Source organism: Cuniculiplasma divulgatum (assembly GCF_900083515.1).
Lineage (GTDB): Archaea > Thermoplasmatota > Thermoplasmata > Thermoplasmatales > Thermoplasmataceae > Cuniculiplasma > Cuniculiplasma divulgatum.
This window is the reverse complement of the sequence record NZ_LT671858.1, coordinates 1,170,285-1,191,585: the sequence shown is the minus strand read 5'-3', so window position 1 is coordinate 1,191,585 and position 21,301 is coordinate 1,170,285. Positions and strand designations below refer to the sequence as shown.

Genomic DNA, 21,301 nt, shown 5'->3' with positions numbered 1-21,301 from the left:
AATAGATGTATTTTCAATATATAAGGATAAATCAACCAAATTTTTATATATTTGAGATAAAGAGTTTCTGCATGAACAAATCAACAACTTGCTTTGAATAAGTTGATTCATAAATTGAATCGATGTAGGCTCATTGAAAAACTAAAGTGTGATAGATAGTGTTAATCTTTCCTGCAAGATCTTATGCAAAATTTTTAATCAACATCAGGCTGTGTATATAGAAATTTAGAGTCATTAGAATTGCTAATACACTTGTTACACCTTAAATGTTTTATAATATTGCATCAACGTAGGTTCCTCTATTTTATCAATATTAAAGGGAATTATAATAGCATAAGTTGCGTAAATTAAGAAAGAATTTGTATTGTTCCTGATACCATGGTGTAAGTCTTTTTTAACTTGTATATAAATGATTTAATGTGTATCTAAAAATTTAAGTAATTCATATGACATATGACTTTTATGTCAGGTAATGTTAATGACAGTGGGGAAAGACTTGCTAATATTCAGGCAAGGCTTGACCGTTTGCCCATAAGACCCTATCCAAGGTTCTGGCTTGTAATTCTGGGAATTGGCTATTTTTTTGCCTTCTACGATATACTTGCTTTGAGTTATGCGTTCGTATCTCCTATGGTCTCACAGTTGAAGCTGACTGAGATACTACTTAGTGATTCTGCTTCTGCAACTCTTTTTGGATATATAGTTGGTACTTACGTTGTGTCAACCATAAGTGATTATGTCGGAAGAAGGCTTGGGCTTGTAACCAATGCCTTACTGGTTGCCGTAGGAACATTAATATCAGCTCTGTCATTCAATGCCCCAGAATTAATAGCTGGGAGATTCATAGCTGGAATGGGAATCGGTGCTGAGATATCCATAATCAACACATATATGTCAGAAATAACCCCATCTCATATGAGAGGAAAAATGACTCAATGGGCGTATTTTTCAGGAGCCCTTGGGTTCGCTCTCGCTCCATTTATTGCACTGGTTATCATACCAATAAATGCCGACGGTTGGAGGTACCTTTTTGCTATACCAGCAGTTATTGCGGTGGCAATAGTCTTCCTGAGATTTAGTATGCCGGAGTCTCCTAGATGGCTTGTACTTAAAGGTAAACCAGATGAGGCCGAGAAAATAATCAATGATATGGAGTCTTTTGTTAAGGAGAAGATTAGCACGCTTCCTGAAATTCCCGCTTATGAAAGAGAGATTCCTGGTGAACACTTTCCTACGAGAGAAATATTTACAAAAAAGTATGGTCCTAGATTAGCCATAGTGGCATCATTCTGGTTTCTAGACTATTTCCTGGCTTACGGTATACTGGGATTTGCACCATTGATATTTGTCACATCAGGATTTCTGTTCACGACTGCAGTATGGTATATTGGTCTTGGATCCACCGGTTATATAGTAGGTGCAGTCTCCATGACTTTTATCGCTGATAAGTGGGAAAGAAAATATCTGATTATCTCTGCACTCATACCAGCTATTATAGCAGTATTTCTATTTGCACTGGCTCTATATGATCATTCTGCAGTTTTATTAACCATAGGTGCCTTTTTAGGGTCTTTCGCAACAGCCTTCGCAGTGCCAGCTTATACATACACTGCAGAAATATATCCAACCAGGGCAAGGGCAACTGGGTTTGCTCTCTCAGATGGTATTGGTCACCTGGGGGGAGCCATAGTACCTTTTGCATTTACAGCGATGGTTGTTCTCACCACTGCTAGCATAGTAAAAACCGGTGCAAACTTCTTTATCTTACTTGGAATACTTGAAATAATAGCAGCTTTTGTATTGCTAGCCGGTCCAAGAGCGTCAAGAAAACCACTCGAAACGGTGTCCCCATGATTCTAAGAAATGGGGACATTCAAATATTTTATAATGTAGTCGGTAAAGGAACCCCAATAGTTTTTATTGAGGGACTTGGTTATTCAATGTGGATGTGGAAATTCCAGAAGACCCTTTCCATGAAGTATAAACTCATCTTTTACGATAATAGGGGAGTTGGGAAATCATCTAAGCCTGAAGAATATTATACCTTGGATGATTTTCAGAGTGATCTATTTTCTCTTGTACAGTCATTAAAATTAGAAAAATTTTTTCTGATAGGTGTATCAATGGGTGGGATGATAGCCGAACAGTTTGCCCTGGAACATCAAGAAATGATAAAAGGACTAGTACTCTCTTCAACTAATTTTGGAATACGATCAAAGTTGCCTTCAATGGATGTGCTTAAGATTCTTTCAGAACCTCCCAATGGAAAGGAAATGTTTGAAAGAATGAGACCTGCTTTTTCAGAAAAAACCGTATTGAATAATAGAAAATTGATTGATCTTATTATAGAGGAAAGGAGCCTTGATTCTCCCATTGTGAAGCAGATACAGCAGTCAATGGCGTTCATAAAATTCGACGTTTTAGATAAAATTCAGAATATATCATGTCCAACTCTGGTAATTTCTGGACTGGATGATAAGATAGTTCCTATTGAAAACTCTGAAATAATTCATGAAAAACTCCCCAACAGTAAGTTTATAAAATTCAGAGATTCAGGACACCTGGTCAACATGGAAAGACACAATGATTACAATGCAGAAATAGATAAATTCTGCACAAGTGTAATGAGTAAGAGTTTTAGTAAGGTCATAACTCCATTGGTGATTTAAACGCTGGATAAGGTTTTAAGAAATTGGTATAATACTGGTAATACTGGATTTGTAAAATATGAAGAGAAGGTACTCAGGTATAGAGAAATAGATGAACAGAGTGATCATATTTTTTTAGTTCTAAGTGAAATGGGCATAAAAGAAGGTGATGTGATTTTATCCATAATAAAGAACCCTCTTGATAACGTCATCCTATTTTTCGCAGTTGTTAAATGTGGTGCAATTTTATTCCCTATAAATCCAGTAATAGAGAAATCCCTTTACGATCATGTAATCAGCAATGCAAAGCCAAAACTAATTATAAGTGATTTTAACAATGAAGGAATTTCTTTTGAAACTTTGAAAAACAGGAGTATTAAAGGCAACCGTCTAAACCCTAACCAGAATTATAACCCTGAGAGAACAGTATTGACCCTTCTAACAGGAGGATCGACAGGAACTCCTAAGGGTGCTGAAATTTCCGAGAATGCAATTATGTGGAATGCATTTAACACAGTTCTCACATGGGGCATAAACCAAAGTGATAGAACACTTGTTTGTATGCCTTTATATCATACAGGGGGTTGGAATATCCTGTTGATACCAACTCTAATTGCCGGAGGAAGTGTAATATTTTCAGAAAATAATTTTGATCCTGACGAAATTATAAATCTCATAGAAAAGGAAAGAATAACTATATTTATGGGTGTACCAACCATGTATGAGAAAATAGTGGCAAGTAGCGAATTTTATAAGAAAGACCTTTCCAAGGTTAGAATGATATCTGGAGGTGGAAAACTCAGAAAAGAGACCTATGAAAAGCTTTTGGAAATAAATATTAAAGTGTTTCAGGGTTATGGATTAACTGAGGCTGGTCCTAATAATTTTTACATTTCTCCAGAGAACCAGAAAAAATTCCCGGACTCTGTTGGAACTCCATGTATATTTGTAGAAGTAAAACTTGCGGAAGATGGTGAGCTATTGATCAGAGGTAAACACCTCTTCTCCAGATACATGTTCGGAAGCGACATTGATCCCTTTGAAATGGATGGTTATTTTAAAACAGGAGATATTTTCAGAACCAATGAGCTTGGATACTATTTCTTTGTGCAAAGGAAGAAGAATGTGATTAAAACTGGAGGAGAAAATGTCTATGCAACCGAGATAGAAGATATCATTCTAACTTTACCCTATGTGGTTGAATGCTCTGTTATTGGAATGCCAGACAACTATTGGGGTGAAGCGGTAGTTGCCTTTGTGAAGACCAATGAGGTAAAATCAGAAGAACAGCTAAGAAAAGATCTAAAGATGAAATTATCAGGTTACAAAGTTCCTAAGAGGGTAATCTTTGTTAATAATTTACCAAGAAATGCTGTAGGTAAGGTGTCAAGAGAGGAACTGGTGAGATTATATGAAAAAAGTGTACATTAAGAAATTTGCAATTTATGCTTCCGAAAATGTGATGACGGCTAAGTCAATCAGCGAAGAAACTGGCATACCTGAAGATGTTGTAAGGGAGAAACTGGGAATAGTTTCAAAGCCTGTTGAGGAAAAGCTTTCACTTTCAGATCTCAGCATGAAATCAATTGAGAAAATAGTTGGGCCGGCCGACAGTTCTCTTAAAAGATTAAAATATATTGTCTCAGCAGGATCAGATTTTAAGGATAAATACATATGGACACTTGCACCATCACTGACATCTAAACTTGGAGTAAAAGAAGCTCTATCTTTTGATATATCCTCTCAATGTGTCGGAAGTTTAGTTGCACTCGACATGATGAAATCGAGGATCTCATCTGAAAGCAACTTTGATGCGCTAATTAGCATCGCTACAAAGCAAAGTCATATTGTGAACTATAAGGACAGAACAGGTTCATTCATGTATGATTTTTCAGACGGTTCTGGAGCAGTACTCATTTCTGAGGAAAAAGGTGAATATGAAATATTACAGAGTGCATTCCTTACAGACGGATCGTTCTCTGATGTAGTATACGCACCCTTTGGTGGTTCATTCATTTTAGATAAGGATATCTGGTCCAATAAACTTACTGTAAGTGAGGAAAAGGCCTGGAAAGAAAGGATGGCTGATGCAACACTGAGGAATTTTATAAGGGTGATTACAGAGGCAACAGTAAAATCAGGTTATGACATTAAGGATATTGATTACCTGGCATTCCTTCACACAAAGAGATCATTTCACCGTGAAATTATGGATGCTCTTGGAATAGATAGGAGTAAAAGTATATACCTAGAAGATTATGGACATATGCAGGGGGTAGATCCATTTATTTCACTCAAATTGGCAGAAGAAAAGAATCTTTTAAGGCCTGGAAATCTTATATGCCTGGTTTCGGCCGGGACAGGATGGACATGGGGTGCAACTGTAATATTAAAGGTTTAATAAACGGCTTATCATTGTAAATGACATGAATCTCTATCCAAAGACCAAAAAAGGTCAGGAAAAATTCAACAAGATTATTAAAAGTTCAATAGAAACAATTGCTAAACTTGGATATTCAAATGCAAGTGTTGGAGAAATAACAAGAAATGCTGGTGTGTCATATGGGCTTTTTTACCTTTATTTCAAGGATAAGGACGATCTTCTGGAAGAACTGGTTAAGAAGTATAACCATGAAATGAGGAAATACATTCATGACAGTATAAACGGAATTGAGGGTAGAATAAATATAGAAAAGAGAGGTTTTCGTGCCTTTATTGAATGGGTTAAGAAAAACACACATCTGTTCCAGATTCTCCTGGAGGCAGAGATACACAGACCTGAAACTTACAAATGGCATTACAGGATGCTTGGAGATCATTATGCGAAGTATCTCAAGGATGCTATGAAAAAAGGTGAAATTAAGGATAGAGATCCAAATATACTTGCATATACATTAATGGGCACAGCTGACTTTCTTGCTAGAAGGTTTATTCTCTGGGATAATGATAGCAAATCAGATTTTCCATTCAACGAGATTGACAGTCTAATAGAAAGCATAATGAAAAATTAGAAAAGAGTTCACCGGAACAAAAATTTATTTTTGTAATAAATTCCAGTTTAGAAAAAGAATCCTCCATTTATGTTTATAACCTCTCCATTTATATATGAAGCTTTTTCAGAGCATAAAAAAGAAATCAGTTCAGCAACTTCCTCAGGTTTTCCAAGTCTACCGGATGGAATCTTATTCTCATAATCTTTGAGGATTTCTGCTGGAATGGTTGAAATCATTTCCGTATTTATTATGCCTGGACTTATAGCATTTGAAGTTATGCCATATTTCCCAAGTTCTCTGGCCAGTGTTAGTGTCAATCCTACAAGTCCAGCTTTTGATGCAGCATAATTTGCCTGTCCCCTGTTACCGTATCGACTTATGGACGAAATATTAATAATTCTTCCAAAATGGTTGCCGATCATACCTTCAACAACCTGTTTTGTACAGTTGAATGCACCGTACAGGTTCACCCTCATCACCTGATCCCACTGCTCATAAGTCATTTTTCTTATTGTTGCATCCCTTGTAATTCCCGCATTATTTATCAGAACGCTCACTGATTCAGTTGCTGTTTCTCTCATGATGTTATTAAATAATTCCACTGTTGATGTAAAATCAGTAACATCAGCCATCATTCCTAATATATTACCATTTGTTTCATTCTTAAGGTCTCTGGCGGTATCAGCTACCTCATCTTTCAAATCCGCTAGAACTACAAAAAATCCGTCTCTCAAAAGAGATCTGGCAATACTTTTTCCTATTCCTCCATTACCACCTGTAATTACTGCAACTTGTTTATTACCTGACATGTATGTCATATATCTTAAAACGTTCTTAAAGTTTTCTTTGGACTTAACTTTTTAATTTAATCCCGAATCGGGAAGGTTATGAACAACGTTGAGCATCGAATTTAACATCAGTTGAAGGTCTGGTAATTTCTAACTCTAATTTCATTTAAAGACACTTCCACGATAATCATGAATATAGAATAGTTTATTTAAGCAAAGGAGTAATCTGAAAATGGTGATTAATAATTATAAGTGAGATTTCAGGTATTGATGAAGTTCTCTTTTTTGTTGATAATCTGGCAGAAGCAAAGGAATGGATCAAAGTGTTATTAGAAAAAGAGCCAGATTTTCAAAGTGAAAATTATTATTCTTTTAACCTGGGATTTTGTAAAATAGGACTACATCCATCTGATAGTAAATCAAGTTCTGGTGTAGCAGGGCAGGTTTCTTACTGGAAAGTGAGCAATATGCAGAGTGCTATTTCACACTTTATTGACCATGGTTGCAGGTTGTTCAGGGGGCCAATTATTGGGGTAGATGGAGTAAAAATATGCCAGCTGATTGATCCATTTGGAAACGCATGGGGTCTCATTGAAAGTGTGTGAAAAAATATTTCACTGGATAAAAATCAATAGTTTAAGAAATACACAGTTGGATTTTTAATTAATAATTACTCTATGGGATATGATTCCAAAATGTTACATTATTCATTAACAGTCTAAATCATTATTAAAGGTCAAAATTTCCAGATATTAGTGTTTGTAAACAGTTTCTTAATAATAAGAATTTATAATTTAATTGAAATTTGTTTTCCTTTCCATTTTAAAATCAGGTTGGTATACAAATAATAGTAATATGAATGAAAACAACATAGCAAGAATGAAACCCGTTGCCATAAGGTATGAGTTGATATTATTCTGACCATCAAAAAGGAAAAACAAACCATCTATACCGGCGATCAGTACGGATAAAAAAAGGCCGATAGCGGATGCTAGTATCTTTTTTTCTCCAAATCCGATTGAAAGAAATAGTATCCCTATGGATATAAGTCCGATGAGTATTCCAAGGAACATATGAACCATGACTATGGGAAATCCTCCATACGGTCCATAGCCCATCATGAAGAAAGGAGATGCTGCAGGAATCGATACAAAAAGATTTATATACATGCCTAGAAGAAATTGAATAAATAGGAAAAGGAATAACATGATCACCATAGAAGGCAAACCGTTTGTCATCATTTTTTTCATGGGCATCATGAATAAATATAAGTAAGAATCATTATTAAATTTATTTATTAAATCTAGAACAATAGTTAATAACTATGGTAAATGAATGCCTATCTATTCTTTGTATAGGTATTTTAGTCAAAGTTTTACCTTACTATTTTTCATAATTGTAATATTAATGTCAAACGGATTACACATATTTTTAAATCCAGTATATATTAAATCTCTTAATAAATAGAAGAAATAAATTTTTCACATTAAGCCTTAGATTATGTTTTTTTCGAGTCATTCGTGTCTATCAGCAATCCCGGAAAATTAATTGTTAAATGAATATGACATCAGAATATGCGGAAACCGAGCATTTACTAAATAGTTCAATGCGTGTCATTAAAATTATAAGCTATCAGAACATACAATTAAGATGATTTACAAGGATACAGTTGAACAAGAACTTGAAAGGAATGAAAGGCTCATAGGAATAAAGCCCATTACAGATTCTCTAAAGTCATTTGCCACAGATTTGAAGATTCAGGAAGGCCTTACTGATCATAGAATCATCTTTTACTTGATCAGGTTAAGAGTCCTCAGTAAAATGATGCCGGATGTTTTTCTCAATCCTTCAATGGAAGATCTTAAATCAGCAATAGTTAATCTTCAGTCTAAGGCGAACATAAGCCCGAGAACAGTAGAAGATTATAAACAGGCCATAAGGAAATATTATAAGTGGAAGCTCTCAGATAGAGAGTTTCAAAAAAGAGTACAGTGGATCAAGGTAAGGGGAAATTCAGTAAACAGGTTGAAGAAATCAGAGGAGATGGTTTCAGTAGATGAAATGCATAAACTGATTGAGAATTGCATTAGTGTAAGGGATAAAGCATTATTTTCACTTCTGTATGATTCAGGCTGCAGGGTTGGAGAGATCTTAACCTTAAGGATTAGGGATCTTCAAAATGATCAATGGGGAACAGTCCTTCATGTTTCAGGAAAGACTGGAGAGAGGATGGTTAGAATAGTTGGGGATTCTGTACCATATCTTAGAGAGTGGGTTCAGCAGCATCCTAAGGCTAACAATCCCGATTCTATGGTTTTTGTAAGCACTTCCGCCCAGGCATACAGTGAACCCATGAACTATCCTGAAATGGCCAGAGCCCTCAACAGAGCAAAGAGGAGAGCTGGGATAACCAGGAGAATACATCCTCATCTATTCAGGCATACAAGGGCTTCCATCTTGGCTTCAAGGGTAGCAGAGGCACCCCTTGAATCACAAATGGGATGGATTCATGGATCAAGGCAAACAAGAACCTATGTCCATCTGTCAGCAAAGGATCAGGATATGGCCATACTAAAAGCGTACGGGATCAAACCGGAAGAAGATAACGTAGTAAAGGACATTTCTCCCAGAGAATGTCCAAGGTGCAGCACTCTGAACCCTTCAAATGCAGTTTACTGTCGTAAGTGCTGGTTACCTTTAACAATCGAGGCAACTCTTAAAATTAAAGAGAAAGAGGAGCATATCGAGAAGGAGCTGGCCAACGAGGGATTAATAGATGAGAAGATAAAGGCATTAATTGACAATATGCCCGAGAGTGAGAGGACCGGAATACTTACAACCATTATTCAAATGGCTCTGAAAGATAAGAAAGCACAGGACAGTTCTAAATGATTATCTTTCCTGATTTATTTCTTACATCTAACTCTAACTTACCTCCAAGTTTTTCAAGTGCATCTAAACCAAAGAGGCATATCATTTCCAACTTTTCTTCTCCTTTTTGCACATACACGCCTTGCTTCTTCTGAATCTTCCTTTTTAATTGTGATGGATGTGCAGCGATTTTATCAAGGTTTATATCAATCATAGAATCCCCGCTCATAATCGTAATAGTTACTTCATTAGTGGTGGGAGTTTCCATAAAACCTCCTATGCCTCCTACTCTCTGATTCTTAAAAGCTCCCCTATTTAGGTTTAATTTATCAACCTCGATTTCAGTAATAGATGTCAAGTTAGAACCCGTATCCACATACATAAGTGCATTACACCACTCTAGCTTAGAGGACTTATCTGGGATATTTCCAATTCCACGAACAGGTTTCTTTACTAAGATAACAGGAATTGAAAACAAGTTTCTCTTTTCGTCAAATATTAAATCTATAATTGCCATGGTGATTTCACCGACAATTACAGGATCCAAAAAATGTTTTTGTCAGTAACTAACTCTATAAACACTCCGTCTATCTTCCCAAATTTTTCTGTAGCCTCTTGATAAGTGTCTGTGAATCCTATAACATTTCCGTTATCGATTACGACATATTTCCCTACATGTTCCTTTAACTCGTTATACATCCTATTAGATGCTTCGTAATTGCGCCTAAATTTCTTAAAAGAGTTAACCGCGTCATCTGGAAGAGTTACATTTTCCATGATATCAGATAATTAAATAGATATAATAATGCTTGCGCTCTTAATAAGGTTAAATTTGTATAATCGCAATTCTATGAAAATTAGAGCAACAACTTTGAAGTTTTTACAACTCTACCATCTGGTAAGATAGTAATGAAGATCCCATTCTAATTCTTGTTACTGCAGTAACAAATTTTAAGGATCCTTCATGGCCATGTCGATGAGGATCAATTCTTATAATAGAGCTATACCTTAAAGTAGTCTTAATTTAATAAAACATGTTAGTTATCATAGGTTCTCATATCTCACTGGCAAGGCATGGTATAATATCATTAAGACAATAGTCCCCATTACCACAGCCTTGATAAAAGGTAAAGGATGTTAAACTAAACATACCTTAGAATAAACCATTAGGTATCATTTTGAAAGATCTCAGATCTGGCATGAGAATTTGACCTGAGGTTTACATCCGCCTTCTGATTCATGTGTATATAATAATAGGAATGCCGCCGCCACCACATGACATTTTACCTTATTTCTCTTTAAAATACTGCTTCTATAACGATCACATGCCAATGTAATATTACATTTCACATGACATTCCCAGTCATCCTGAGAACTCATGGATTCAATCAGTCAACAATCGATCCCTGTATTAGGCCTGATTCTTATGCAATGGATAACGGGATATCAAATACTACCACATGCTGCCTATGTGATTTCTCATTGTAAGACAAGGTTTTAACCGCTACGGCATGTGAGTAGCCCATGGCATTCTCGTTTATCCTGGACTGTTTTATATGTAGTTAATATATCTCTTGTCATAGGCTCTCGATAAAAGTAGTGGAATTTACTGGTTTTCTTTCGATGAGGCTTTCGGTGTTCTTTCGATAGATATCGATGAAGCTCATGACTATGTAATAATAGATGACAACATCACTGCATGACCGTTTACTGTATTATCCCTTTAAAATACTGTTTCTATAACGATGTAATGCCATTGCAATTTTACAATGAGATGTCAGGCCATGTTTTACATATAGGTAACATGTCAGTGGCTATAGGTTTCTGGTAAAATACGCTGAACTGCGGGTTTGATTCTGTATTCCTTTCTGTAGTCCATCTGTGTTCTATCAGGACCATAACTCAATTATGTTACTGTAGTAACAAAAATGAAAATGAGTTTACCCAATTAGGCCGGATAAAAAAATAGAGAATGGAAGATTACAAAAGGTTGTGTATATCCTTGATCTCTCTCACATTCTCGACTGTAAGCTGTTCAGAGATTATACCAAGCCTGGCCTTGATATATTCTACAAGCTCTTCCCTGGTATCGCATACCTCGTCCGCATCCCTCAGAATTGAGGAATCAACTTCAAGCTGATCTTTCCTTCCATTCCTGTAGGATTTTTTCAATGGATCTATTGCCATAATTCCTGACCCGCACTTAACGATAAGAACGTTTCTTTTTCAGGAATTTTAAGGCATTTTAATGTTTTTATGGACTGTATTTTTATCATGATTTGCCTCAAGGAAATGGCAGAATACATACCTTTTAGAATGTGTTAGTCCATAGGATATTGAAAGATATGGCATGGTATGAATTCGATCTGGTATTCTTCCCAGTAATCCTTGCTATAGGCTACCTTCTCTTACTGAATACCAGGAAGAAAAAGGCTTAGGCCTACAGTATGCAGCATAACTGCATTGGATCAGGAAGCATTAACCAGGAAAGAAAAAATAAGCAGCTGCAAATTTAGTTAGATTATTAAGGAAATGCCGGATTGTCCTTAATTCCCTGTGGATAACATGGATATGGGGGCATCATGTCAGCCTTCGTTTTTGTCTTTCCCTTGATCAATCGAGCTGAGGGGGGGTATATACCCATCCCATTCAGATTGATCAGGGGTTAATTTTAAAATCTTCGGTCAGCCAGTATGTCTTTACACTGGATCCCATTTCAGCTGTAAGTATATGGAGAAGTGATAGATTGGTAAGCCTTAAGGTGATTACGCCATAACCAAGCTCCAAACCCTCAAAAGCAAGTATGGTTCTTATCTGGCCTGTCTTGAATTTCCTGTTAGGATATTTAATAAAGATCTCCAAGATCTTCCTGTTGATTTCATCGAGCCTGATCCTCACTGTGAATTTTCCAGGATCAGAAATGGTTATCAATCCTCAAATTTGTTGATGTGTTTAAAAAATTAAAATGGGAATAGTTACCTTTCATGTTTCCCATCCCCTGAGATATTTTCCCATTTTCCGTAATAGGCTGCTATGCTCCTGAGTGTAAAGAATTTAAATTGTTTTACATCTCCTGGAAGCTTGTTGTCCTGGACAAAGTTATACACACTGTGTGGACAATCGGGTTCTTTGCCAGTATTGGCCTTATAGAATTCACATAGTTTTATGAACCTTTCCATCTTACTGGTTAATGGTTTAGAAATAAACTGGTCGAGTGTTGCCTGGACATGTTTTGCAGGCATGTGGGAAATCATCGGGCAACACCGATCCTATTGTTATTTTCTTCATCTGGTTCCTCATCTGGATCTTTGGGGACATCTCCAGGATCCTCAGGTATGAATGGAATATCTGGTTCAGGTTCATCATCCCAGGGAATACCAGGAAGCTTTCTTTCCGGAAGAAGCGGGGAAAATAGAATTATGTTCATCGTGGACCATCTCCCTTTTTAGAGTTCCTGATATCCTTCAATCGATCTAAAACTCCCTGTTTTTCTCCTTCACTTAAGGATTCCCATCTTTCCCTGGCTGCCTTTAACCTTGTAAACTCTCCCTGGAAATATCCCTGGTATGGCAGCTCCTTTTTGAGTTCTTCGGGCATATTCTCCCAGTATCTATGCCTTGTAGCCCTTGCCATTCCACACTCAGGATCTCCTTCAGCGTATGTTCTTTTTTTTACAAGGATATCAAGAGGACATATGGGAGCTTCACATGAATTATACCTGGAGCAGTATGACATGGTTTTGATTGAGAGAAGATCTTTAGATAGTGATTCTTTGCCTGATGTTTGTCTGTTTGTAGGTATTGTCAGAGTTGTTTGATGTTCTTTGGTATAATTATATTCCCCTTCCCCATGGAAGTATGAGAGCCTATGCATTTTATCATTATTCGGCTTCATTTACAACCACCGTTATTATTCCGGATCTCCCAATGACAATGAGCCTTATCCTTACGCCTTCAGGAAGAAGGCTCCCTAACTTCCTGAGGGTATTCTGCTTTACTCTTTCCACACTCATCTTACCGCCTTTTTATTGCTTTTTAACTTTATTCTCCTCTTTACTTTTCCACTGAGAAGATCGTCTATGACTGTGCTATAATTCAGATAGAATCCTTCAGGATGGGCATTGGCAAATTTCTCTAATTTTCTCCTGGTTGTTCCTTTTGTTGTTAACTGAAAGGGTTTCATTTAATCCACCCCATCCTTCAATATTTTGTTTCCAGCCCACACAAGGACCTTGACAAAATAGTAAGTGATCCTATTATCCAGGATCCTTCTTATTGTTTCTATTCCGTTATTGCTCATTTTCAATTTAACGCACCTCTGCCTGTGGGATTCTTTGTTTCAGCTGCTATTCCCCCTGAGTCCTTTCGTTGTTCATCGAATACCAGGAAAAGAGATTGACCCTTAGTTTTGACTGACAGTAAAGAAAAATGCCGTATCTCAAACTCATACAGCACTAAACGGAATACGGCTCCTGAGAATAGAGTCTTATTCAGATTCTCCATGTTGTATTCAACCACTATAACCTCATCTTTTCCTTTTTTTGCTTCCAGCTTCCATCCCCAAGGATGAAGTATGCCATCGATTGCTTTCTGCAAATTCTCCATACTTTGTTCATTCATTCTCTATCACTTCCTCTTTGGAGCATAAGGCCGCCCCTGTGCCATCCTGTAAAAATTTTAGGATCTTAAAATCTGAGTCAAGCTCAGCTATAGATATCACCTTATCAAGTGGTATTCTATGGGTTCTTCCTGACTTCAACCCGTCAATAATGATTTTGTTAAAGGATCTCCTTTGAAATTCACCAGTCAGGGTATAGGGTGCGTTTTTGGGTCCTAGGTAATTCACACTTACTGTTGATCCTTCAAGACCTTTCAGATATACTGGAAGGATCATCACTGGCCACCCCTTTTCAAAACAGATACTTCGGCAGGATCATTTATCTGTCCATTCTCCTCAATTATCCGTATTTTCCTGTTTTGCCTTATCAGTGTGTTTACTACTTCCTTAGGCATGTGGCAGATGTCCCCTTGGTGAACGTAATAATCTCTGTCCTTCCATGCAAAAGCGGGAAGATCTTCCAGGGCAGATATTAGGACATATTCGATTTTCTCATTTTCTTCCGGGTTATTAGGTTCCTTTAATTTCTTTCCAGTAAGAGCGATTTTGCCATTACTCATGGAAATCATGCCTAACTCTGCCATGGTAGGTAAAATGCGTTCATTCATCTCTTTAAGTGTGATAGGTTGATAAATCCCATTCAGAGCTAAACTACTCAAAATAATAGATGGTTCCACTCTCATGCTCTTATCGTTCCTTGTAATCTGCTTTAGAAGGTTAAGTATAGTTTCTTCAATTTGGTAGGATTGATCTTTAACTTTCTCACTATCATCCTGAATACCGTCATTCGCTAAAGATTTGGAAGGTTTAGTTTCACTTGTCTCAGGTGATGACTCTTTTTCATGAAAAAAGTTGGACACGCTTTTCTTATCCTCGAAACCCTTTATTTCATTGGTTTTAAGGGTTGAAAAGTACGTGTCTAACTTTTGTGCCTTTTCCTTTTTACGTGTGTCCTCTCTCTCCCGCATGTACAAGATAGGGGACAAAAGATGGACACGCCTATATCTCTCTCCAGAATCCCTTAAATTCTGGCTTTCTGTGTAATTAAGCCCGTGTCCCACTTTTTCCTCAGTATCGATCTTTAATTCTTTATCTGAGAGGGCTAACTTGCATTCAAAGTAGTAATTCACTCGATTTGCTCTTGTCCCCTGTTTTTTCCTTTGAAAACTTTTTGCAAATGTTCTAGTGAACAGGTTCTTTGAAATTTTAGGAACACTGTTCTCATCGCAGAAATCTTCAAATGCCTCTAAAAGTTCATCTTCTCTGATCTTACTATTGCTGTCTTCCTCAATTTTCTCCTCAATAAAATATTCAACCGGATTAGCCAGGTGATCCATCAGTTGAGAAATTGCATCTTCTGACAACTCTCCTGGGAAAATCCATTTCCTGCGTATTAGTTTGAAAAGAACCTGAAGTAACAGTGTGGCAACCAGGTTTCCTTCTCTCTCCAGGATCTTATCGCTGAGATTTTCTATCCTTACCCTGGGTTTTTGGTTTCTGGTTTCAACAACAATAATTCGGGATAATGCGGCTGGGTCCGTTATCTTCATAAGTGGTAGGTTCCCTAATACTATTCCCTTTGCATGGCTTCTGGCCCCTTTCATCTCTTTCCCTTTTTCCTCATTAGGCAACGTATCACCACCAAACAATGTGGTAAAGTTAGCCCAATTAAGAGGGATCCCTCTCTTGAAGGTTCGGGTGGCTTCGCTGTCGGTAATTAGATTTTTTCCTTCTAAACCTGAAAACATGAATCGATCAGCAGTTAGAATTGTTTTCATTGAGAATGGAGCTGTTCCCTGAGGCTGGAGACCCTCTAAAACTTTGACCGTTGTTCCTTTACCTATTCTTGGGGTTCCCACTATGAATAACACTTTTTCAGCAGGTAATCTCGGATTAAAGGTATAGGCAGCATAGCTTAGGATCGTTGGGATATCAGAATAGTAGTATGCCGTTCTGAGTAAATTCCCAAACAGTGGGACATCTTTCAAGGTAACATACCGATCAACTGGAGTGGCATTTATCATGTATGTGAAAAAGTATTCATCATTGAATTCTTCCCACTTCCATGATTTCAAATTCAAGAGCCCCTTGCCTTTGAATGGGATGTGAGACCCAGGGTTCATCTCCTCTTTTGTAAATGTTACCCTCTTGATCATTGCGATTACTTCATTGATATCGTTTGCTCTGGGCCCTCTATGTAACAGCTCTCTCAATCTCTCTGATAATGCCTTGCTCTGTTTTTTCTTGGCCTCTTCGTGCATCGCTTTCCATTGACGCATATATTCGTTGTGCGCTTCCTGTTTTATTAATGCCTCTCCTCTTGTGTATATTTCTCCATTGAAAAACCAAAGTTTTTCCCTGTCGTCATCATCAGTATAGGTTGTCTTGCATGTATGCTTACGCATTATGGAATCTGCAATGTGATTTGGACCAGGAAAGTAAAGGGAATCAGAATCTTCAATTAAAATAATATTGTTTTTTTCTATTTCAGGTAGCATCAGCCCTTTTTTAATTTTCCATACTTTAAGATATCTACTTTTAAGTTCTCGCAGTTCCTCAGGTTCCTTTCTGCTGTCCCATAATTCTGGACTCTTGCGAATCTGTTCTATAAGAAAACCCACAATCATAGAGTAACCTACAGTTATGTTTAAAAAGTTCTCCTCTGTGATAGGTCTGGTTCCTTTAACAAATCGTTCTAATAATTCCGAATATTTCTTCTTATCAACAGAGGTTATATTTGAATTCCTCTTATTTATATAAATCACATCTCCACTCATGATTCCATTGCCGTTAGCCTCTATTTTAGTTCTCATTTCAAAACACCTCAAAAATCGTAATTTGTCCATTGCCTGACTGGTAAATCTCTTTAAAAGAAACCTTAATTAACTTAGATTGGTTATATAACTTGCTTACTTTTTTTGTAGGGGCTGGTACCCCTCCAAATATCTTTTTATTCATCTCATTTTATCCTCCTTTTTTGGGTTTCTTTCTGACTTGCCCTTATTTCCTTTTTATCCCCCTCAACTGATTTTCCTTGAGGTTCTTTACTCTCTGTTATATCACTTAAAAGGTCTTCGCCGGTTAATTCCCGCCACAGTTCAAATAAAAGCCTTGGATCGGAATATTGGTAATCACTGGCCATGCTTTATTTCCTCCATTACTTCCTTATCACACATGAGTGCTGCCGTAACCATTAGCTTGGAAATGGACACATTAAATTTGTTTGCCTTCCTGGTCAGTTTTACTTTGTCCTTTGGTTTGATATAAATATCAAGCTGTGCCATACTATATGTATAAACACGCACTATATAATAATTGTGTAACCACACGTATAAACATTATGAATATCATATGCTATATGTTTATATGGATAGGTTATATTTACGAAACATGGATGAAAAGAAAGTTCCTGTATCACTAAGCAAAAATGACTATGCTTTTTTAAACTACATTCAACAAGGACTCCTTTATTCTGGAATCCCTATCTCCAATGTTCTTGACTTTAGTGATATCCTTAAAGCGTGCGTTCTTCACTCTTACTTAGAAATTCTTGGAAACTGGGAAAATCATGGTAAAAATCTGGTTGGAGAATTCTTAACTGATATAGGAATAAGCGATTTCAATCTTCCAAAAACTAATGAGGAACTTATCTTAAGCTTAGAATTAGCCATACATAAGGATATCATAAGGAATTACCTCTCAAGAGATGATACTGATAATTCTGGTATGGATGATCTCAGGAAAAAGTATGGAACAGAACCAATGGGATCAAGCACTATGAAGGAACCTGGCGTATCTAATTTCATCCTGAAACTCAAGGGCGATGAAATAACTTTATTTGATGGCCTGAAAACAGTGCTGGAAAAATTTAAAGGAAAAGGATCCTCTCTTTCCTACTCAGAAATGACTCGAATTTTGTTTAGAATTATCTTCATAAATGTGGATCCCGATGCAACTCTCAAGCAGTTAGATAGGTTTGCACTGCTTAGTTCATTTTATGTTAATGGGGTATATGGATTTAATGCAGTGGATTCTACATTGCTGCTTCATCGGACTATAGGAGAAAAAACAATGCCCAAAATATCAAAGGAAGGATTAGATCGGTTAAGTCATGTCTATAGTGATGAAATCTTGTTTAAGATATATATTGAAGAAATTGATAAAAACCTGATTGATGAAGAGGCAGCTTTGAATAACTCTCGCAGAAGTTCTAAAAATAAAGGAAAAGAGATGGGATTTCATAACATAAGCAGGAATAAACTGATGGATGAAAAGTATAGGAGCTCTGTTGTTAATTCGGTAGGATTCCACTCCGTATTCGTTGGATATTTCTTATTGCTGACAGAATGGTTCTGGCAAGAACACAAGATCCCACTTTTAACATCGTACCTTATTTCAAGAAATGAATTGGAATACTCTTTCATACATTCACTATTTGAACAGGCTTTAAATAAGTTCAAGGAAAGTTTTGAAGGCTTGTTCACAATGTCAAAGGAATATAGGGAAAAATATAGTAAATTCTGATCTTTACTGTGAATGGATCCTAAAATATTATATCATTGGAAAAAGACCTATAAGCTATCTCGCAAAGATCAAAGTGTTTACAATAGATTATCATTATTTTTATTCTGTAATTAATATATCTCAAAAAGTCATGTTAGAGTATATAAACAAACATAGTATAATTGCCTTCTTCCCATTATACGCATTGAACTTTTATACATATGCGGAAACCGGGATTCGAACCCGGGTTAAGGGCTTGGGAAGCCCCTGTGATAACCACTACACTATTCCCGCTGCTAACGCTGGTATTGCAAATGGTTATAAAAGAAATTTGGTGGTACAGTACAATGGGCAAAATGCTTTAGGGAAGATTGTAATTATTTTTATTATGAAAGCAATGATCCTGGAAAAACAGAACAAGATAGAAAACAATCCTCTGAAGTATGAAGATTATGAAGGGCCAGAATTAAAGCATGGTCAGGTAATTGTAAAGGTTCAGGCAAATGGTGTCTGTCACAGTGATCTCCATATTATTGAGGGGGACTTTCCTCTTCCTCCAGAACTATTTCCTCTAATTCCTGGCCATGAAATAGTAGGGGAAGTTGTTGAATCAAAAAGTGATATTCAGATAGGTGAGAGAGTTGGAATAGGCTGGTTTTATTCTGCATGTGGGAAATGTGAGTATTGCATATCGGGAAAGGAGAACTTATGTCCATATGCAACCGTAACAGGAATAAATCACAAGGGAGGCTATTCTGAATACGTTGCCCTAGACTCAACATATGTAAGCAGGATTCCAGATAATTTGAACAGTGTAGAAACTGCACCACTATTTTGTGCAGGTATCACGGCATATTCGGCAGTAAGGAGATTGAATATTGCTCCAAATGACAGAATAGCAGTATTCGGGATTGGTGGATTAGGATTCTATGGTCTTCAACTGATCAGGTTAATGGGTGGAAAAGCCTGCGCAATAACAACTTCTCATAAGGATGTTGCAGAAAAAGCCGAAGCTGCTGAAATAACTGACAGGCCATCAGGTCACTATGACGGAGCAATTGTTTTTGCACCAAATAGCAAAATTGTTCAAACTGCGGCCTCATCTGTTAAAAGTGGAAAAACAATAGTAGTACCTGCAGTAATGGATAAAATAGAGATTCCATTCAGCAGTTTCATGTGGGAGAAAAATATAACAAGTGTGGCCAGCGGACTAAGAAAGGAGACAAGGGCGATCCTCGACATAGCCTCATCTGAAGGTTTAATTTCAATGGTTCATAAGTCCAAATTAAGTTCTGCAAATGAAGTGCTAAACAATCTGAAACAGGGCAAAGTAAAGGGAAGAGAAGTTCTTGTTCCATAAACGTAGTATTGCTTCCCTCAATGAAACATATTAACTCAGATTCTACTAAAGTTTAAGGGAACGAAAGTAAAAACTGAATAACGCTATTTTAATATTTTAAAAAAAGAAATTTGTAATCATTTTACAAAAGAAATATTTTGGTTTTTAATTTTTAAAATGAACTATGAAAATAAAAGGGGGTGGTTCAGTACCATCCTCTAGCCTTCATGGCGTCTGCAACTCTCTTCACTGATATTATATAGGCTCCGGTTCTTGGATTAACCTTGTACTTGTCAGCAGTTGCAAGCACATCTTCAGCAGCAGTGGTCATTTTCTTGTCCAACTTTTCGTATACCTCTTCTCTTGTCCAGTAATATCCTCCGATGTTCTGTACCCATTCGAAGTACGATGTTGTAACTCCTCCTGCGTTGGCAAGGAAGTCTGGCAGATCAAGAACGCCTCTCTTAAAGAGTATCTCATCAGCCTCAGGTGTTGTTGGACCATTCGCAAGTTCGAGAATGATCTTGGCCTTAATTTTATCTGCATTCTTTGAGGTTATCTGATTCTCAATTGCGGCTGGAATAAGTACGTCTACGCCAAGTTCTAGAAGTTCTTCGTTGGTTATATTTTTTGTTCCCTCAAGACCCTGTACTGTGCCAGTTTTCTGCTTGTGCTTTAAAACTGCATCAAAGTCGAGTCCTTTTTCTGAATAGATACCTCCCTTAGTGTCAGATATTGCAACTACCTTTGATCCGAAGTGTTCTTTTACAAGGGTCATTGCAAATTGACCGGCATTACCGAATCCCTGAACAGCAACCGTTGCCTTTGAGAGATCTATACCTTTCTTTTTAGCTCCAACCTTAAGAACATACATTCCTCCTTTGGCTGTTGCATCTCCTCTTCCCTGTGAGCCACCTAGTGTCAGTGGCTTTCCCGTTATTACACCAGGAGCAGATCTTCTAACTATAGTTTCATATTCATCCATCATCCAGGCCATTATCTGGGGTGTTGTGTAAACGTCCGGTGCAGGAACATCAATTTCAGGTCCAATGAAATCTGCAATGGCCCTAACATAAGCTCTGCTAAGTCTCTCCAGCTCAGAAGGACTCATTTCCTTTGGGTTGCATATTATTCCCCCCTTTGCTCCTCCCATTGGTATATCAACTACCGCCGTCTTCCATGTCATCCATGCTGAGAGTGCCTTTACAGTGGAAAGTGTTTCTTCTGGATGGAATCTTATACCTCCCTTAACGGGACCTCTTGCATTATTATAATGAACTCTGAATCCTCTGAAAGTTTTTACTTTTCCATTATCCATTCTTACTGGTAAACTAACCTCCAAAATCTGCTGGGGTGCCCTCAAAATTTCCAGAGCCTCTTTGTCGAGGTTCATAACTTTCGCCGCCTTTTCTAATTGCTGTACAGCAATATCAAAAGAATCTAAATCTTCTGCCATGTATTCACCTTCTCGGTACATACTGTATTACAAAGAGCTTTTAAAGGTTATAGCATTTTATAAACCCCTCTAAAATAAAGTGTGTT

General features: G+C 37.1%; 27 protein-coding genes and 1 tRNA gene. 9 read left to right on the top strand and 19 right to left on the bottom strand.

Annotated features, from left to right (window positions below; genetic code table 11):
• The first annotated feature begins 462 nt into the window (after positions 1-462).
• From CSP5_RS05805 to CSP5_RS05785, 5 genes are read left to right on the top strand one after another with little or no spacing between them, the layout of a single operon-like run.
• Positions 463-1,854 (top strand): MFS transporter, encoded by a 1,392-nt coding sequence (locus tag CSP5_RS05805; protein WP_172399421.1) that lies wholly within the window; start codon positions 463-465, stop codon positions 1,852-1,854.
• Positions 1,851-2,669, top strand: a complete 819-nt coding sequence (locus tag CSP5_RS05800; RefSeq protein WP_148689879.1) for an alpha/beta fold hydrolase — start codon at positions 1,851-1,853, stop codon at positions 2,667-2,669. The genes CSP5_RS05805 and CSP5_RS05800 overlap by 4 nt, the downstream gene beginning before the upstream one ends.
• Before the next feature lie 3 nt (positions 2,670-2,672).
• Complete coding sequence (locus CSP5_RS05795) at positions 2,673-4,079, top strand: class I adenylate-forming enzyme family protein (RefSeq protein ID WP_277868683.1); 1,407 nt, start codon at positions 2,673-2,675, stop codon at positions 4,077-4,079.
• On the top strand, positions 4,060-5,049 hold the full coding sequence (locus tag CSP5_RS05790; RefSeq protein WP_148689877.1) for a 3-oxoacyl-ACP synthase: 990 nt from the start codon (positions 4,060-4,062) through the stop codon (positions 5,047-5,049). Before CSP5_RS05795 ends, CSP5_RS05790 begins: the two co-directional genes overlap by 20 nt.
• Before the next feature lie 25 nt (positions 5,050-5,074).
• On the top strand, positions 5,075-5,659 hold the full coding sequence (locus CSP5_RS05785) for a TetR/AcrR family transcriptional regulator (RefSeq protein WP_148689876.1): 585 nt from the start codon (positions 5,075-5,077) through the stop codon (positions 5,657-5,659).
• A 47-nt stretch (positions 5,660-5,706) separates the two neighbouring features.
• Here the strand turns inward: CSP5_RS05785 and fabG are convergent, their stop codons facing one another.
• Positions 5,707-6,450: a 3-oxoacyl-ACP reductase FabG gene (gene fabG, locus CSP5_RS05780; RefSeq protein ID WP_197685797.1), complete on the bottom strand. Its 744-nt coding sequence runs from the start codon at positions 6,448-6,450 to the stop codon at positions 5,707-5,709.
• 302 nt (positions 6,451-6,752) lie between these two features.
• Here fabG and CSP5_RS05775 point away from each other — a divergent pair, with 302 nt between their 5' ends.
• Positions 6,753-7,034, top strand: coding sequence for a VOC family protein (locus CSP5_RS05775; protein WP_197683160.1), 282 nt, complete (start codon positions 6,753-6,755; stop codon positions 7,032-7,034).
• A 189-nt stretch (positions 7,035-7,223) separates the two neighbouring features.
• On the opposite strand, the gene CSP5_RS05770 is transcribed toward CSP5_RS05775, so the two are convergent.
• Entirely contained in the window at positions 7,224-7,688 is a 465-nt protein-coding gene (locus tag CSP5_RS05770; protein ID WP_148689874.1) for a hypothetical protein, read from the bottom strand.
• Between the two features lie 391 nt (positions 7,689-8,079).
• On the opposite strand from CSP5_RS05770, the gene CSP5_RS05765 reads away from it, so the two are divergent.
• Positions 8,080-9,321 (top strand): tyrosine-type recombinase/integrase, encoded by a 1,242-nt coding sequence (locus CSP5_RS05765; RefSeq protein WP_148689873.1) that lies wholly within the window; start codon positions 8,080-8,082, stop codon positions 9,319-9,321.
• Here CSP5_RS05765 and CSP5_RS05760 read toward each other — a convergent pair.
• The 15 genes from CSP5_RS05760 to CSP5_RS09765 form a co-directional block, all read right to left on the bottom strand.
• Positions 9,314-9,817: a hypothetical protein gene (locus CSP5_RS05760; RefSeq protein WP_148689872.1), complete on the bottom strand. Its 504-nt coding sequence runs from the start codon at positions 9,815-9,817 to the stop codon at positions 9,314-9,316. The genes CSP5_RS05765 and CSP5_RS05760 overlap by 8 nt on opposite strands.
• A 17-nt stretch (positions 9,818-9,834) precedes the next feature.
• Entirely contained in the window at positions 9,835-10,077 is a 243-nt protein-coding gene (locus CSP5_RS05755; protein ID WP_148689871.1) for a DUF5678 domain-containing protein, read from the bottom strand.
• Between the two features lie 1,203 nt (positions 10,078-11,280).
• Positions 11,281-11,487: a hypothetical protein gene (locus CSP5_RS05750; RefSeq protein ID WP_148689870.1), complete on the bottom strand. Its 207-nt coding sequence runs from the start codon at positions 11,485-11,487 to the stop codon at positions 11,281-11,283.
• Positions 11,488-11,958: 471 nt separating this feature from the next.
• Positions 11,959-12,231, bottom strand: a complete 273-nt coding sequence (locus tag CSP5_RS05745) for a hypothetical protein (protein WP_148689869.1) — start codon at positions 12,229-12,231, stop codon at positions 11,959-11,961.
• 44 nt (positions 12,232-12,275) lie between these two features.
• Positions 12,276-12,554, bottom strand: a complete 279-nt coding sequence (locus CSP5_RS05740; protein WP_148689868.1) for a hypothetical protein — start codon at positions 12,552-12,554, stop codon at positions 12,276-12,278.
• Positions 12,551-12,727: a hypothetical protein gene (locus CSP5_RS09775; RefSeq protein ID WP_172399420.1), complete on the bottom strand. Its 177-nt coding sequence runs from the start codon at positions 12,725-12,727 to the stop codon at positions 12,551-12,553. The genes CSP5_RS05740 and CSP5_RS09775 overlap by 4 nt, the downstream gene beginning before the upstream one ends.
• Positions 12,724-13,194, bottom strand: coding sequence for a hypothetical protein (locus CSP5_RS05735; protein ID WP_148689867.1), 471 nt, complete (start codon positions 13,192-13,194; stop codon positions 12,724-12,726). Before CSP5_RS05735 ends, CSP5_RS09775 begins: the two co-directional genes overlap by 4 nt.
• Complete coding sequence (locus CSP5_RS09980; protein WP_277868657.1) at positions 13,181-13,312, bottom strand: hypothetical protein; 132 nt, start codon at positions 13,310-13,312, stop codon at positions 13,181-13,183. Before CSP5_RS09980 ends, CSP5_RS05735 begins: the two co-directional genes overlap by 14 nt.
• Complete coding sequence (locus CSP5_RS09770) at positions 13,309-13,482, bottom strand: hypothetical protein (protein ID WP_172399419.1); 174 nt, start codon at positions 13,480-13,482, stop codon at positions 13,309-13,311. The genes CSP5_RS09980 and CSP5_RS09770 overlap by 4 nt, the downstream gene beginning before the upstream one ends.
• A complete protein-coding gene (locus CSP5_RS09975; protein ID WP_277868656.1) occupies positions 13,483-13,605 on the bottom strand; it encodes a hypothetical protein in 123 nt (40 codons plus the stop codon).
• Positions 13,602-13,919, bottom strand: a complete 318-nt coding sequence (locus CSP5_RS05730; protein WP_148689866.1) for a hypothetical protein — start codon at positions 13,917-13,919, stop codon at positions 13,602-13,604. Before CSP5_RS05730 ends, CSP5_RS09975 begins: the two co-directional genes overlap by 4 nt.
• Positions 13,912-14,193: a hypothetical protein gene (locus tag CSP5_RS05725; protein ID WP_148689865.1), complete on the bottom strand. Its 282-nt coding sequence runs from the start codon at positions 14,191-14,193 to the stop codon at positions 13,912-13,914. The genes CSP5_RS05730 and CSP5_RS05725 overlap by 8 nt, the downstream gene beginning before the upstream one ends.
• Positions 14,193-16,730, bottom strand: coding sequence for a DNA primase family protein (locus CSP5_RS05720; protein WP_148689864.1), 2,538 nt, complete (start codon positions 16,728-16,730; stop codon positions 14,193-14,195). Before CSP5_RS05720 ends, CSP5_RS05725 begins: the two co-directional genes overlap by 1 nt.
• 146 nt (positions 16,731-16,876) lie before the next feature.
• Positions 16,877-17,059 carry a hypothetical protein gene (locus CSP5_RS05715; RefSeq protein ID WP_148689863.1) on the bottom strand — a complete coding sequence of 61 codons (183 nt, stop codon included), beginning with the start codon at positions 17,057-17,059 and terminating at the stop codon, positions 16,877-16,879.
• Complete coding sequence (locus tag CSP5_RS09765; protein WP_172399418.1) at positions 17,049-17,201, bottom strand: hypothetical protein; 153 nt, start codon at positions 17,199-17,201, stop codon at positions 17,049-17,051. Before CSP5_RS09765 ends, CSP5_RS05715 begins: the two co-directional genes overlap by 11 nt.
• Positions 17,202-17,307: 106 nt before the next feature.
• Between CSP5_RS09765 and CSP5_RS05710 the strand changes: the two genes are divergently transcribed.
• On the top strand, positions 17,308-18,441 hold the full coding sequence (locus CSP5_RS05710; RefSeq protein ID WP_148689862.1) for a hypothetical protein: 1,134 nt from the start codon (positions 17,308-17,310) through the stop codon (positions 18,439-18,441).
• Positions 18,442-18,642: 201 nt separating this feature from the next.
• Here the strand turns inward: CSP5_RS05710 and CSP5_RS05705 are convergent.
• Positions 18,643-18,714 (bottom strand) — tRNA-Gly (locus tag CSP5_RS05705).
• A gap of 94 nt (positions 18,715-18,808) precedes the next feature.
• Here CSP5_RS05705 and CSP5_RS05700 point away from each other — a divergent pair.
• Entirely contained in the window at positions 18,809-19,780 is a 972-nt protein-coding gene (locus CSP5_RS05700; protein WP_148689861.1) for an alcohol dehydrogenase catalytic domain-containing protein, read from the top strand.
• Between the two features lie 184 nt (positions 19,781-19,964).
• Here the strand turns inward: CSP5_RS05700 and CSP5_RS05695 are convergent, their stop codons facing one another.
• Positions 19,965-21,215 (bottom strand): Glu/Leu/Phe/Val family dehydrogenase, encoded by a 1,251-nt coding sequence (locus CSP5_RS05695; RefSeq protein WP_077076850.1) that lies wholly within the window; start codon positions 21,213-21,215, stop codon positions 19,965-19,967.
• Positions 21,216-21,301: the final 86 nt, after the last annotated feature.